We start from the raw sequence: 12,821 nt of genomic DNA, 5'->3' as shown, positions 1-12,821 counted from the left end.
AGCGCCGCAGCCCGACGGCGTGTGGGACGCAGATGCACTGCGCCCCACACGCCGACTCGGCATCAGCGGAGGCGACTCCTGCGGCGATGCCGCAGGAGTGCGGCACCGGTGAGAACGGTCAGGACACCGGCCGCCAGCAGCAGCCACGGCTCGGCACCGGTGTTCGCCAGACCGCCCGGCAATCCGCTGCCGTCGCCGCCCGGATCCACGGCCGCACCGCCACCGGTACCCCCGGTTCCGCCACCGACACCACCCCCGCCGTCTCGCGCGGTGACCGTCAGCGGCGCCGACAGCTCGGTGCCATCCGCTCGCAGCACGACGAGCGTGTGCGCCCCGACCGGCGTGGCCGCGGGAATCGTCACCTGCTGACGGAAGTCTCCGTTCGCGTCGGCCGTCGCCGCCCCCAGCGAGACGGGATCCGACCTGAGTTCGAGCTTCACATCAGCCCCGGGCTCGAACCCGGTACCCGAGACGGTGACCGTGCCACCGGCCTTCACCGTCTTGCTGCTGAGCGTGATCGCCGCCTCCTCGACAGGATCGGGCACCTGCCACATGGTGGGCGTGAGCGGCGTGACCGTGATGTCCTCGATGGTGGCCGCGCCACCGCGAGACCAGGCGGAGACAGCCGTGGCCCCCGCCTCGGGGAACACCTGATCGGTGATCGACAGCATCCCGTCGCCGGTGAACAGCTCGACCGACGCCCGATCCAGATAGATCTCGAGCGTGACGGTGCCGTCCTCATCGAGCGCGAGCGGAGCGTCCGAGATCGACGGGAACGACGGGTGGAAGCCCACGTTGCCGGAGTTCGTCCGGTCGACGAAGAGCCTGCCGGATCGGGTGTCGTAGCCGATCTGCGTTCCCTTCTTCCCGTCGGAGAACACCGTGATCCCCGCCGCATCCGCATCGCCCGGGCGCAGCGTCACGTCGAGCTTCGCCACCTCGGCGGCCAGCCCGAGTGCCGTGTCACCATCGACCGCGACATCGCTGAGGGTCTTGGCCGCCTTCGTGTCGAGCTGCCCGTCGATCTGCGAGACCACCTGCTGGCGCAGACGCGGCCCCTCGGCCGTGTCGGTGAGCACGACCTCTCGCGGCAGGCTCATCGAGCCGCGCCACGTCGAGGTCGGGATGTCACCGGCGTAGTCCCAGTTGTTCATCCAGCCCTGCATGATCCGGGATCCGGACGGCGTGCCGAAGTACGACACCGCGGCGTAGTAGTCGCGTCCCCAGTCGAGCCAGTCGTAGCCCTCGAGCGCGGTCGGGACCGGTGCATCCGAGAAGGTCACCTGGTCGAACAGGAGGTGCCCCCACCCCTGCCGGTTGTTGTCGACGGCGCGGATCGTCGCCTGCGTGCCCCGGAACTCCTCGACGTCCCACGACGCCCAGTCGAGGTTCTCGCTGTTCGAGCCGGTGGCGCTGCGCACCACGTCGCCGCCGACGATCAGGTTCACGCTCGTCTCGTTCGACCGCTTCCTCGATTCCTCGTCGCCGATCACGAGCTGGTCGAAGGTCAGATGCCCCCACCCGCCCGTCGCCTCGTCGCGGATGCGCAGCTGCGCATCGCGACCCTCGAACTCGGCCACGTCCCACGAGACCCAGTCGAGCTCACCGCCGTCGCGTCCGGTCGCGGTGCGCACCGCCTCACCGTCGACGACCAGCTCCGCCTGGAGCGTTCCGTCGTCCCGGCGACCGCCGCCGATCAGGAACGACGCGTAGTCGCCGTCGATCGTGAACGTCGGCGAGGTCATCGTGCCGACGTTCGCGTCGCCGCTCGGGCCGCCCTCGAAGGTGTTCACGCGCTTCTCGCCCAGGTAGTACTCCCCGCCCTGGGTCGCGGGGTTCCGCGCCGGATCGACGGCGAGGTCGCCCGTGAGCTCCCAGCCCGTGCTCTGCAGCGTCTCCCCTTCGGGCAGTTCGAAGTCGAAGATCGTGCGCCCCTTGGGTGGCTCATTGCCGATCTGGCCACCCGGCACATGAGGATGCTTGCCCCCGCCGACGAGCAGGTTGATGTAGTCGTCCTCGACGGTGAACTCGGGCGATTCCAGGGTGCCGATCGCCCAGTCGTGGTCGAGGAAACTGTTGGCGAGCCCCTCCCCGACGAAGCCCGTGACCGGGCTCTGGCCCTCCAAGGCACCCGCGGCCGGCACACTTCCCCACGGCCCGTTCGCCCAGTTGCCGGGCTCGTTGGAGACGGTCCAGCCGTCGTAGTCACCGTCGTCGAAGCCCGCGAACGTCGTGCCCGCCGGCAGCTCCCCCGGACCGTCGGTGGTCTCGGAGGTGAAGGTCACGCCGTCGAAATCGCCGACGAAGTACTGCCCTCCGCTCCCGCCGTTGACCGCACCGGGGTTGAGATTGACCACCATGACCCACTTGGTGTTCTCGGGGTCGCCGTCGACCGGCAGCTCGAACAGGTCGGGACATTCCCAGATGCCGGCCGTCGAGTTCGCGGGTCCGAAGTCGGACAGGTGCTCCCACGACTTGAGGTCGGTGCTCTTGTACAGGACCACCTTGTGGTCGAGCGCTTCGACCGTCGTCATGACCCAGTACGAACCGGCCGGCCCGTCGTACCAGAACACCTTCGGGTCGCGGAAGTTCGCCGAGTTCCGATCCAGCACGGGGTTGCCGTCGTACTTGGTCCAGGTCTGTCCGTCGTCGAGGCTGTACGCGAGCGACTGGGCCTGGAGCCCCGCGTGCTCCGGGTGCTTGGCCGTGTACGCGGAGGTGTAGATCGCGACGAGCGGCTTCGATCCGGCCGGGCCGAAGCCGGCGGAGTTGTCCTCGTCGACGACGATCGACCCCGAGAAGATGTCCTCGATGGAGTCGCCGTCCTCATCGAACGTCTGCCCGATCGCCAGCGGCTGCTCCTCCCAGTGCAGCAGATCCGACGAGGTGGCGTGCCCCCAGCTCATGTTCCCCCACCGCGTTCCGGCCGGATTGTGCTGGTAGAAGAGGTGATACGTCCCGTCGACGTAGACCATGCCGTTCGGATCGTTCATCCAGTTCTTCTCGGGCGTGAAGTGGATCAGCGGACGGTACTGCTCCTCCCCCGGCTGAGGTTCGGCGGCCGCCGCGGGGAGCACGCAGCCGAGGGCCAGCATCGCGCTCACCGCCCCGCCGATGATGATGCTTCCGGGCATGCGGGACTGCGTCCGACGCGGACGTCTGGGATCAGGCAACGGTTCGCTCTCCTTCGTGCGATCAGAGGATTGACATCGATGTCAACCGTTGATGCAGGAGCTTAGGGGGTTGCCGCCGGGAGACGCAACAGCGATCAGGAGGTCGACTGCGGAGCGATCTCGCCGCTTCCTCGCGGGATCAGCGCGACCGGGACGACGGTCTTCACCGGGGCGTCGTCGTCGTCACCGAGGAGCGCGAACAGCCTCTCGGCCGCGAGAGTTCCCATGCGCTGTGGGTCTTGCGCGACCACGGTCACACCCGGATCCATGAGGTCGGCGAGCGCGACGTCGTCGAAGCCGACGAGGGCGGTCGACCGGGAGAGACCGGCGGCGCGGAGCGCGTGCACAGCTCCGATCGTGATGAGGTTCTGTGCGCTGAAGACCGCGGTGGGCGGGGCGTCCGACGCGAGGAGATCGGCGAGCGCGGCCTGCGCATCCTCCGCATCGCGCAGGCCCGTGACGATCAGTTCCTCCGCCACCGGCACGCCGGCCTCGGCGAGCGCATCGAAGTAGCCCTGCCGTCGCTCGCGGGCGGTGATGAGGTCGAGCCGGTCGGTGAGCAGCGCGATGCGCCGATGCCCGTGCGCGAGCAGATGCGCGGTCGCGGCGGCCGCCCCCGCGCGGTTGTCGCTGGCGACGCTGTCGACCTCGGGCTCGACCGGCTCACGGTCGACGTAGACGACGGGAAGGCCACGCTCGCGGAGCAGGGGCAGATACTCGGGGTGATCGCTGGCCGTGGTGAGGATCAGCCCGTCGACACGGCGCTGGAGGAATGCCCGCACGGCCTCCGACTCCCGCCCGGCATCGTCATCCATGCTCGAGGCGAAGACGGCGACGCCGCGGGCGGATGCGATGTCTTCGACGGCACGATGGATGGCGCCGGCGAACGGGTTGTCCACGCTTCCGACCAGGAGCCCCAGGGTGCGGGTGCGCCCATCGGCGCGGCGCAGACTCCCCGCCTGCAGGTCGAGCTGATAGTCGAGTTCGCGAACCGCGTTCCACACCCGTTCCGCCGTGGCCTCGGTCACGTTCGGCTCGTCGTTGATCACGCGGGACACCGTCTTGACGCCGACGCCTGCGAGCGCGGCGACGTGCTTCATCGTCGCGCGGGGCCGGTGTGCCGGAGTTGTCGACATCGATGTCACGCTTGAGTCTCATTTCCTGAAGGGTGACTTGACTCTACTTGAGCGATCGACTAGAACTGCCCTTGACATCGTTGTCAACCGGGCGACGACGGCCGAGAGGAACTCAATGACGAAGCACACCCCACGATTCACCCGCGCCGTTCTGGCCGCGGTCTCGGTGTCGGCAGGTCTTGCGCTGACGCTGACCGGCTGCTCCGGCGGCACGAACGCCGGCGGCGGCGGTTCCGATGACGACACGATCGGCGTCTCGCTCATCGTGAAGACCAACTCCAACCCGTTCTTCGTGGCGATGCAGGACGGCGCCAAGGCCGCGGCCGAGAAGGACGGCGTCTCGCTCACCCTCGCCGCCGGCAAGGAGGACGGCGATGAGGACACCCAGATCCAGGCCATCGAGGCGGCGATCTCCAAGGGCGACAAGGGCATCCTGATCACCCCCAACGGCCCGGCCGTGCTCGACGCGATCGACAAGGCCCGCGACGCGGGGATCTTCGTGATCGCCCTCGACACCGCACCCGACCCCGCCGACGCCGTGGACATCACGTTCGCGACCGACAACTTCCTCGCCGGCCAGTACATCGGCCAGTGGACCGCGGCGACGCTCGACGGTGAAGACGCCGTGATCGGAATGATCGACCTGTTCGACGACAAGGCCGTGAGCGTGGACTACAACCGCGATCAGGGCTTCCTCGACGGCATGGGCATCGAGCTCGGCGACGACCAGGTCAACGGCGACGAGGAATCCGACGGCTCGTACAGCGGCGGCAAGGGCGGCTCGTACACGCTCGTCGGCAACGAGGCGTCGCAGGGCGCCGAAGACGGCGGGCGCACCGCGATGGAGAACCTCCTCGCCAAGAACTCCGACATCAACGTCGTCTACACGATCAACGAGCCGGCCGCCTACGGCGCCTACCAGGCCCTCGAAGCCGCGGGCAAGAGCAAGGACGACGTCCTGATCGTCTCGATCGACGGCGGCTGTGCCGGCGTCGGTCAGGTCGAAGACGGGATCATCGACGCGACGAGCCAGCAGTACCCGGTGAAGATGGCCGAGCTCGGCGTCCAGGCGATCGTCGACCTCGTCAACGACGGCACGAAGCCTGCGAACTCCGAGGGCCTCGACTTCTTCAACACCGGCGTCGAGCTCGTGACCGACCAGCCCGTCGACGGCGTGAAGTCGATCGACACCGCCGAAGCCTCCGGCATCTGCTGGGGCGGCGAGTAAGCAGTACTCCTGCGGATGCCGCGGGCCGCACACCGGCCCGCGGCATCCCCGGAACGACCTACGGAAGTGACATCGTGACGCAAACAGCCCCCACATCCTCTCTGGATCTCGCCGCCGAGTTCCTCGACCACCGCACGCCGGTGGATCGCGTCCGCGGCGTCCTGCACCGGTACCCGGCGATCAGTCCCGCCGTCGTGCTCGTCATCGCGGTCATCGTGTTCGGCGCGATCAACCCCCGCTTCTTCGCCGCGGCGAACCTCTCCCTCGTGCTCGACCAGGTCTCGGTCGTCGGCACCGTCGCCATCGCGCAGACGCTCATCATCCTCACCGCGGGCATCGACCTCTCCGTGGGCGCCCTGATGATCGGCACCTCGATGGTCATGGCGCAGACCGCCGCGAACAACGGCCTCCCCGCGCCCATCGCCCTGCTCGCCGGGCTCATCGCCGCTCTCGCCGCGGGAGCCCTGAACGGTCTGCTCGTCACCCGCGTGAAGCTGCCTCCGTTCATCGCGACGCTCGGTACGTTCAACGTCTTCATCGCCCTGACCCTGCTCTACAGCGGCGGCCAGACGATCCGGAAGTCGGACATGCCCGAGCTGCTCACCTGGACAGCCACCGCGCTGCCGATCGGCGACGTCCGCCTCACCGTGGGCGTGCTGATCATGCTCGCGCTGTACGCCCTCGTCGCGTACATCCTCGGCCGCACCGCCTGGGGTCGCCACGTGTACGCCGTCGGGGACGACGCGGATGCCGCGCGCCTCGCCGGCATCTCGACCAAGAAGGTGCTGTTCAGCGTCTACATCGCGGCCGGGGCCATCCTCGCCGTCGCCGCCTGGATCCAGATCGGCCGATCGGGAGCAGCCAGCCCGAACGCCGGCGCCGACCTCAACCTCGACTCCATCACGGCCGTCGTGATCGGCGGGACCTCGCTGTTCGGCGGCCGCGGCATCATCTGGGGCACCCTGCTGGGCGCCATCATCGTCGGCGTCTTCCGCAACGGCCTCTTCCTCGCCGGCGTCGACGGTCTCTACCAGACCCTCGCGATCGGCATCCTCGTCATCGTCGCGGTCGCCATCGACCAGTGGATCCGAAAGGTACGCAAATGAGCCAGACAGCGGAAACCCTCTCACCGGCACCGACACCCACGGGCGTTCCCGTGCTCGAGGCCAAGCGCCTCGTGAAGACGTTCGGCCGCGTGGTCGGTCTCGACGGCGTGAGCCTGCAGCTGCACGCCGGGGAAGTCCTCGCGATCATCGGCGACAACGGCGCCGGCAAGTCGACGCTGATCAAGTGCCTCACCGGCGCGTACATCCCCGACGAGGGACAGCTGCTCCTCGACGGGCAGCCGGTGCAGTTCAAGGGGCCGCAGGATGCGCGCAACGCCGGGATCGAGACGGTCTATCAGAACCTCGCCGTCTCCCCCGCACTCGACGTCGCCGCCAACCTGTACCTCGGGCGCGAGCGCCGCAAGCCCGGCATACTCGGCTCCGTCTTCCGCGCGCTCGACACCGCCGGCATGCGCAAGGACGCCCGCGACCAGGTGCTGAAGCTCGGGATCTCGACGCTGCAGGACGTGACCGTCTCGGTCGAGAACCTCTCCGGCGGCCAGCGTCAGGCCGTGGCCGTGGCGCGAGCGGCCGCCTTCGGCTCGAAGGTGGTCATCCTCGACGAGCCGACCGCGGCCCTGGGCGTGCGCGAATCGAACCAGGTGCTCGAGCTGATCGAGAACCTGCGAGGCAACGGCGTGCCCGTCATCCTCATCTCCCACAACATGCCGCATGTGTTCCAGGTCGCCGACCGCATCCACATCCAGCGCCTCGGCAAGAAGGCGGCGACCATCACGCCGCAGTCGCACAGCATGACGGATGCCGTGGCCATCATGACGGGAGCAGCCCAGGCATGAGCGACAGCCAGGTCGTCCTCTCCGCCGAGTTCACGGCGCTGCCCGCCGCGGCCGACGAGGTCGGCGCCCTGATCCAGGAGTACGCGGAGACCGTGCGGGCCGAACCCGGCAACGAGACCTTCGAGGTCTATCGCAGAGCCGAGGACCCGCACCGTTTCGTCGTCTTCGAGCGTTATCGGGACCGGGAGGCGTTCGACGCGCACCTCGGCGCGGAGGCCGGGCGCGCGTTCAACGCCGCGCTCGTGCCGAGGATCGTGGAACCGCAGAGCATCCTCTCCTTCCTGACGCCCACCGGGCGTTCATGAGCCGTCACGTCCTCGTCATCGGAGAAGCTCTCGTCGATGTCGTCCATCGCGGAGAGGGGCGCATCGACGAGAGCCCGGGCGGGAGTCCTGCCAACGTCGCGCTCGCGCTCGGTCGCCTCGGCGACACCGCGCACTTCCTGACCCAGCTCGGAGACGATCCGCACGGCCAGCAGGTGCGCGAGTGGCTGACGAAGGCGGGAGTCCGGGTCACCTCTTCGGCGACGACGCGGACGGCGACGGCGACCGCGCACCTCGACGATTCCGGTTCGGCTCGCTACGAGTTCGACATCTCCTGGTCCCTGGATGAGGCCGCGCCGGCTGGCAGCGACGATCTCGGGATCGTGCACACCGGCTCCATCGCCGCCCTGATGGCACCGGGGGCCGCGGTCGTGCGCGCGCACCTCGCGGAGATGCGGGAGACATCGCTGATCACGTACGACCCCAATGTGCGACCGGCGCTCCTCCCCGACCATCGTCGGGCCGTCGCCGACGTGGAGAGCTTCGTGGGCCTCGCCGACCTCGTGAAAGCCAGCGACGAGGATCTCGCGTGGCTGTATCCCGGCATCGACCTCCTCGACGTGGCCCGGTCATGGCTGCAGCAGGGGCCGTCCGTGATCGTGGTCACGAAGGGCGCGAGCGGAGCTTTCGCCGTGACCCGCGACGGCGTGACGCATGTCCCCGGCCGGCAGGTGGAGGTCGTGGACACGGTCGGGGCGGGTGACACCTTCATGAGCGCGCTCATCCACGGCCTCCTCGATCTCGGCCTCGATTCCGCGGACTCGCGCGAGACTCTGCGGGGCATCGATACCCGCGCCGTCGCCGAGCTGCTGCGTTTCAGCGCTCGCGCGGCAGCGGTCACCGTCTCCCGGCCGGGCGCGGATCCGCCCCTGCTCGGCGAGCTCGCCACGCTGGCGCCGGGCTGACCCGGGAGGTCGTCCGGGTCAGGCTCGACGAAGTCGGTCAGGCCGCTCGAGGATGCCGGTGAGGGTGGCGAGGAACTTCGCTGCGAGGGCACCGTCGATGATCCGATGATCCGCGGTGAGGGTGTACGTGAGCAGTCGGCGAGCGACAGCGGCGCCGTCGACGAGCGCGACGCGCTCGGTCACCGCGCCGACCGCGAGCACTGCCCCCTGCGGCGGGATGATCAGCGCGGTGAAGTGCCCGACGCCGAACATCCCGAGGTTGCTGATGGTGAAGGTGCCATCGCTCAGGTCGGAGAGCTGGAGCTTGCGCTCCTTCGCCCGCGCAGCGAGGTCACGGGTCCGGCGGGAGATCTCGGTGACCGAGTCGTGGTCGACGTCGTGCAGCACCGGGATCATCAGCCCCGAGGGCGCGTCCACGGCGACACCGATATTGATGCGGTCATGAAGGAGCACCTGTCCGCGGCCCTCGTCCGAGTAGCTGGCGTTGATCTCGGGATGATCTGCGAGGGCCAGCGCTACGGCGCGCACGAGGAAGGCGTTCACGGAGAGCCTCTGCCCGGTGGGGGTCAGCTCCTGGTTGAACTCTTCTCGCAGGCTCAACAGCGCATCGACATCCGCCGTGGCGGTCACGGTGAAGCTGGGTATCGCCGCGCTCTCGGTGACGGTTCGCGCGATGGCGCGACGCATCGGGTCGAACGCGACAGCGCGCGTGCCGCGCCGGTCGGCCGAGGTGGTGTCGATCATCGTGTGCCTCCTGCATGTTCGGTCGGGCGTCTTCGCGGTGTCGAGCACCCCTACCCCCTATGGGTATAGGCTACACCGCGACCCGGACATCCCGGCGAGCTTCCAGGAGGAACGACCATGTCCACATCCAGACCCCTGTCACCCGCGAAGCGGTGGCTCGGCCTCGTGCTGATCGCCACCGCGCAATTCGTCGTGATCATGGACACGTCGATCATCGGCGTCGCCCTGCCCGACATCCAGAGGGATCTCGGCTTCACCCCCGAGTCGCTCTCGTGGGTGTTCAACGCCTACGTCGTCGCCTTCGGTGGACTGCTGCTGCTGGGCGGCCGCCTCTCCGACGCCTTCGGCGCGCGCAAGATCTTCGTGCTCGGCTGGCTCGTCCTGATCGTCGGCTCGATCATGGCCGGAGCCGCCGGCACCGTCGGCGTCGAGATCGCCGGACGCGCCATCCAGGGCGCCGGATCCGCGATGATCGCCCCCGCAGCCCTGACCCTGCTCATGATGCTGTTCGGCGGAACCTCCGACCTCCCCAAGGCGTTCGCCGTCTACGGAGCGGCCGCACCCATCGGCGGCACGGCCGGTGTCTTCCTCGGCGGAGTCCTGACCGAGTACGTGAGCTGGCCGTGGGTGTTCTACGTCACCGTGCCGATCGCGCTCCTGGTGCTCGCCTTCACCGGCACCGCCCTCCCCCGCACCGTCCGCAAGGCATCGGGCTCGATCGACATCGGCGGAGCCGTCACGGTCACCCTCGGACTCGCGGCCGTCGTCTACGCCGTCGTCAACGCGCCGGAGATCGGCTGGCTCACCTGGTCCACGCTGGGGATGCTGGCGGCCGGAATCGTCCTGCTGCTGATCTTCTTCCTCATCCAGGCCCGCAGCCGCAACCCGCTGCTGCGCCTCGGCCTGCTGCGCGCCCCGCTGCTCGGTGCCGCGAACGTCGCCCAGCTGATGCTCGGCGCCGCCTGGGTGTCGATGTGGTTCTTCCTGAACCTCTACCTGCAGCAGGTGCTCGGTGCGAGCGCGTTCGCCGCCGGAGCCGCACTGCTGCCGATGACCGGACTGGTCGTGCTCGTCATGATCGCCCTGGCACCGCGGCTTCAGGAGCGGTTCGGCGCCAAGGCGCTGATCGTCAGCGGACTGCTCCTGCTGGCCGGCGGACTGGCGTGGCTCGCCTTCATCCGACCGGACGGCACCTACGCCGTCGACGTGCTGCCCGCCTCGCTGCTCGCCGCTCTCGGCATGTCGCTGGCGTTCGTCCCCTCGCTCGGCACCGCCATCAACGCGGCGCCTCCGGCGGAGACCGGCGTCGCCTCCGGGCTGGTCAGCACCAGCTATCAGATCGGATCCGCGCTCGGCCTCGCCGCGCTCACAGCGATCGTGTACGGCATCGCCGGGCACGACTCCACCACGGTCGAGCTCACCCAGGGATACTCCGCCGCCTTCATCGGCGCGGCGATCCTCGCCCTACTGGGAGCGATCATCACGGCGATCGCCATGAGGAAGCCTCGCGCCTCCGCCTTCGTCTCCGAGGAGTCGGTATCGGCCTGATCCCCGACTCTCCGACGACGACCAGTGACCCCTGACCCGTAAGGAAAGAACCATGTCCACCCTGAAAGTACTCATCGCCTACGACGGCTCACCCAACGCGCAGAGCGCGATGCACACCGTCGCCGGACTCTTCCCCGGCGCGACCGCGGTGCTGTTCTACGCCCGTCAACCGTTGGAAGGCTTCGCGGCGCATCTTGAGGGCCATCCGGCCCTCGAGAGCCTGCAGGGCCTCGACGCCGCGGCACTCGACGTGTCGGAGAAGATCGCCACCGACGGTGCGCAGCTGGCTCGCGACCTCGGACTGCAGGCGGAGCCGCTCATCTCGTCGACGATGGCCACCGCCTCCGAAGCGATCGTGGATGCCGCCGAGGAGCTCGACGTCGACCTGATCGTGCTCGGCTCCCGAGGGCTGCGCGGAATCAAGGCGACGCTGCTGGGGAGCACCTCGGCGAACGTGCTCCACCACGCCACGCGCCCCACGCTCGTGATCCCTTCGGATGACGTGGCGGAAGCGCGTCGCCGCACGCGCAGCACGACGCCTGCGTCGTAGGGCACCGTCCACGACCGCCGACCCGGCCGGGTCCGCACGACGGATCCGGCCGGTTGAGGAATACCCCTCATGGGTATACCGTTGTCACTAATACCCGGTACGGGTACTGAACGAGAAAGAGGATACGCGATGAGCACGAACGAATTCCAGGTGACCGGGATGACCTGCGGCCACTGCGAGATGTCGATCCGCGAAGAGGTCGCCGAGATCCCGGGCGTCGAAGACATCCAGGTGAGTGCGCAGACGGGCGTGCTCCTCGTCACCGGTTCCGACTCCGTCGACGACGCGCAGATCTTGGCCGCCGTCGCCGAGGCCGGGTACTCGGCGGTGCGGAAGGCATGAACGCCGGGGCGCGGCTCGCCCTGTACGGGGCGGGGGTGGTGGTGGCATTCGGCGCGGCATTCGGCCTCGCCCAGGCCATCATCCCCCCGAGCGTTGTCAGTGAGTGGACGAAAGGTACGGAGATGGAAGAGCACGGAGCACACGGCGCAGCCGCGACCACGGAGGATGCGGCGAGCGCGGCGGCGGACACCCTGAAGGGACTCTCGCTGAGCCTCGAAGGATACGCACTGTCTCCGGTCGAGGCACCGGCGGGGGCGGACGAGCCCGGCGAGCTGAGCTTTCAGATCCGCGACGCGCACGGCACCCCGGTCACGGAGTACACGACCGCGCACGACAAGGACCTGCACCTGATCGTGGTGCGCTCAGACGGAAGTCAGTTCCGGCACGTGCACCCCACACTGGACGAGGCCACGGGCACGTGGTCGCTGCCGTGGGAATGGGACGCCGCCGGCACCTACCGCGTCTTCGCCGACTTCACGCCGGCCGGCCCGGACGCCCCGTCGCTCACCCTCACGCAGACCGTGCAGGTCGCCGGCGAGTTCACGCCCGTCACCCCCGAGCCGACTCAGGTCGCCCAGGTCGCGGGCTACACCGTGACGCTCGACGGGGCGCTCGAAGCCGGATCGGCGAGCGACCTGACCTTCACCCTCACGAAGGACGGCGCTCCCGTGACCGGCCTGGAGCCGTATCTCGGCGCGTTCGGCCACCTGGTCGCGCTGCGCGAGGGCGACCTCGCCTATTTGCACGTGCATGCCGCGGGTGACGAGCCGAAGGCCGGGGAGACCTCCGGTCCGGAGATCGCGTTCGCCGCCGAGGCCCCGACCGCGGGCCGCTACCTGCTGTACCTGGACTTCCAGGTCGACGGCACGGTGCACACCGCCGAGTTCGTGCTCGATGCCACCCCGGCAGGGGACGCACCGGCATCCGACGACGATTCGCACGACGACGGCCACTGAGCCTCGCACGACG

Annotated in this window: 12 protein-coding genes; 9 read left to right on the top strand and 3 right to left on the bottom strand. The window is 69.0% G+C overall.

Going from position 1 to position 12,821, the window contains the following annotated elements; all coding sequences use genetic code 11:
* Positions 1-62: 62 nt before the first annotated feature.
* Both CQ034_RS13995 and CQ034_RS13990 read right to left on the bottom strand, forming a co-directional pair.
* Positions 63-3,134 carry a GH32 C-terminal domain-containing protein gene (locus tag CQ034_RS13995; RefSeq protein WP_105711513.1) on the bottom strand — a complete coding sequence of 1,024 codons (3,072 nt, stop codon included), beginning with the start codon at positions 3,132-3,134 and terminating at the stop codon, positions 63-65.
* Between the two features lie 134 nt (positions 3,135-3,268).
* Positions 3,269-4,309 carry a LacI family DNA-binding transcriptional regulator gene (locus CQ034_RS13990; protein WP_258134219.1) on the bottom strand — a complete coding sequence of 347 codons (1,041 nt, stop codon included), beginning with the start codon at positions 4,307-4,309 and terminating at the stop codon, positions 3,269-3,271.
* Between the two features lie 115 nt (positions 4,310-4,424).
* On the opposite strand from CQ034_RS13990, the gene CQ034_RS13985 reads away from it, so the two are divergent.
* The 5 genes from CQ034_RS13985 (at position 4,425) to CQ034_RS13965 (ending at position 8,668) form a co-directional block, all read left to right on the top strand.
* Complete coding sequence (locus tag CQ034_RS13985) at positions 4,425-5,537, top strand: substrate-binding domain-containing protein (protein ID WP_105711511.1); 1,113 nt, start codon at positions 4,425-4,427, stop codon at positions 5,535-5,537.
* A gap of 74 nt (positions 5,538-5,611) precedes the next feature.
* Positions 5,612-6,643, top strand: a complete 1,032-nt coding sequence (locus CQ034_RS13980; protein ID WP_167381562.1) for an ABC transporter permease — start codon at positions 5,612-5,614, stop codon at positions 6,641-6,643.
* Positions 6,640-7,440 (top strand): ATP-binding cassette domain-containing protein, encoded by an 801-nt coding sequence (locus CQ034_RS13975; RefSeq protein ID WP_091032017.1) that lies wholly within the window; start codon positions 6,640-6,642, stop codon positions 7,438-7,440. Before CQ034_RS13980 ends, CQ034_RS13975 begins: the two co-directional genes overlap by 4 nt.
* Positions 7,437-7,745 (top strand): putative quinol monooxygenase, encoded by a 309-nt coding sequence (locus CQ034_RS13970; protein ID WP_105711510.1) that lies wholly within the window; start codon positions 7,437-7,439, stop codon positions 7,743-7,745. Before CQ034_RS13975 ends, CQ034_RS13970 begins: the two co-directional genes overlap by 4 nt.
* On the top strand, positions 7,742-8,668 hold the full coding sequence (locus CQ034_RS13965; RefSeq protein ID WP_105711509.1) for a carbohydrate kinase: 927 nt from the start codon (positions 7,742-7,744) through the stop codon (positions 8,666-8,668). The genes CQ034_RS13970 and CQ034_RS13965 overlap by 4 nt, the downstream gene beginning before the upstream one ends.
* 18 nt (positions 8,669-8,686) lie before the next feature.
* Here CQ034_RS13965 and CQ034_RS13960 read toward each other — a convergent pair whose 3' ends face one another.
* Complete coding sequence (locus CQ034_RS13960; RefSeq protein ID WP_105711508.1) at positions 8,687-9,412, bottom strand: 2-oxo acid dehydrogenase subunit E2; 726 nt, start codon at positions 9,410-9,412, stop codon at positions 8,687-8,689.
* A 117-nt stretch (positions 9,413-9,529) separates the two neighbouring features.
* Here CQ034_RS13960 and CQ034_RS13955 point away from each other — a divergent pair, with 117 nt between their 5' ends.
* The 4 genes from CQ034_RS13955 (at position 9,530) to CQ034_RS13940 (ending at position 12,808) form a co-directional block, all read left to right on the top strand.
* Positions 9,530-10,960 (top strand): MFS transporter, encoded by a 1,431-nt coding sequence (locus CQ034_RS13955; protein ID WP_105711507.1) that lies wholly within the window; start codon positions 9,530-9,532, stop codon positions 10,958-10,960.
* Between the two features lie 52 nt (positions 10,961-11,012).
* The gene (locus CQ034_RS13950) at positions 11,013-11,510 is read left to right on the top strand and encodes a universal stress protein (protein ID WP_105711506.1); all 498 of its coding nucleotides are present in this window, start codon (positions 11,013-11,015) and stop codon (positions 11,508-11,510) included.
* A gap of 129 nt (positions 11,511-11,639) precedes the next feature.
* Positions 11,640-11,852, top strand: a complete 213-nt coding sequence (locus CQ034_RS13945) for a heavy-metal-associated domain-containing protein (RefSeq protein ID WP_105711505.1) — start codon at positions 11,640-11,642, stop codon at positions 11,850-11,852.
* The gene (locus CQ034_RS13940) at positions 11,849-12,808 is read left to right on the top strand and encodes a heavy metal-binding domain-containing protein (protein ID WP_105711504.1); all 960 of its coding nucleotides are present in this window, start codon (positions 11,849-11,851) and stop codon (positions 12,806-12,808) included. The genes CQ034_RS13945 and CQ034_RS13940 overlap by 4 nt, the downstream gene beginning before the upstream one ends.
* The last annotated feature ends 13 nt before the right edge of the window (positions 12,809-12,821 follow it).

This window comes from Microbacterium sp. MYb45 (assembly GCF_002979655.1).
Classification (GTDB): domain Bacteria; phylum Actinomycetota; class Actinomycetes; order Actinomycetales; family Microbacteriaceae; genus Microbacterium.
This window is presented reverse-complemented; position numbering and strand designations above follow the sequence as displayed.

Coding starts and splice junctions, on each gene's coding strand:
- CQ034_RS13960 (WP_105711508.1), bottom strand. CDS start 9,412: ATGATCGACACCACCTCGGCCGACCGGCGCGGCACGCGCGCTGTCGCG.
- CQ034_RS13940 (WP_105711504.1), top strand. CDS start 11,849: ATGAACGCCGGGGCGCGGCTCGCCCTGTACGGGGCGGGGGTGGTGGTG.
- CQ034_RS13975 (WP_091032017.1), top strand. CDS start 6,640: ATGAGCCAGACAGCGGAAACCCTCTCACCGGCACCGACACCCACGGGC.
- CQ034_RS13995 (WP_105711513.1), bottom strand. CDS start 3,134: ATGCCCGGAAGCATCATCATCGGCGGGGCGGTGAGCGCGATGCTGGCC.
- CQ034_RS13990 (WP_258134219.1), bottom strand. CDS start 4,309: ATGTCGACAACTCCGGCACACCGGCCCCGCGCGACGATGAAGCACGTC.
- CQ034_RS13945 (WP_105711505.1), top strand. CDS start 11,640: ATGAGCACGAACGAATTCCAGGTGACCGGGATGACCTGCGGCCACTGC.
- CQ034_RS13950 (WP_105711506.1), top strand. CDS start 11,013: ATGTCCACCCTGAAAGTACTCATCGCCTACGACGGCTCACCCAACGCG.
- CQ034_RS13955 (WP_105711507.1), top strand. CDS start 9,530: ATGTCCACATCCAGACCCCTGTCACCCGCGAAGCGGTGGCTCGGCCTC.
- CQ034_RS13965 (WP_105711509.1), top strand. CDS start 7,742: ATGAGCCGTCACGTCCTCGTCATCGGAGAAGCTCTCGTCGATGTCGTC.
- CQ034_RS13970 (WP_105711510.1), top strand. CDS start 7,437: ATGAGCGACAGCCAGGTCGTCCTCTCCGCCGAGTTCACGGCGCTGCCC.
- CQ034_RS13985 (WP_105711511.1), top strand. CDS start 4,425: ATGACGAAGCACACCCCACGATTCACCCGCGCCGTTCTGGCCGCGGTC.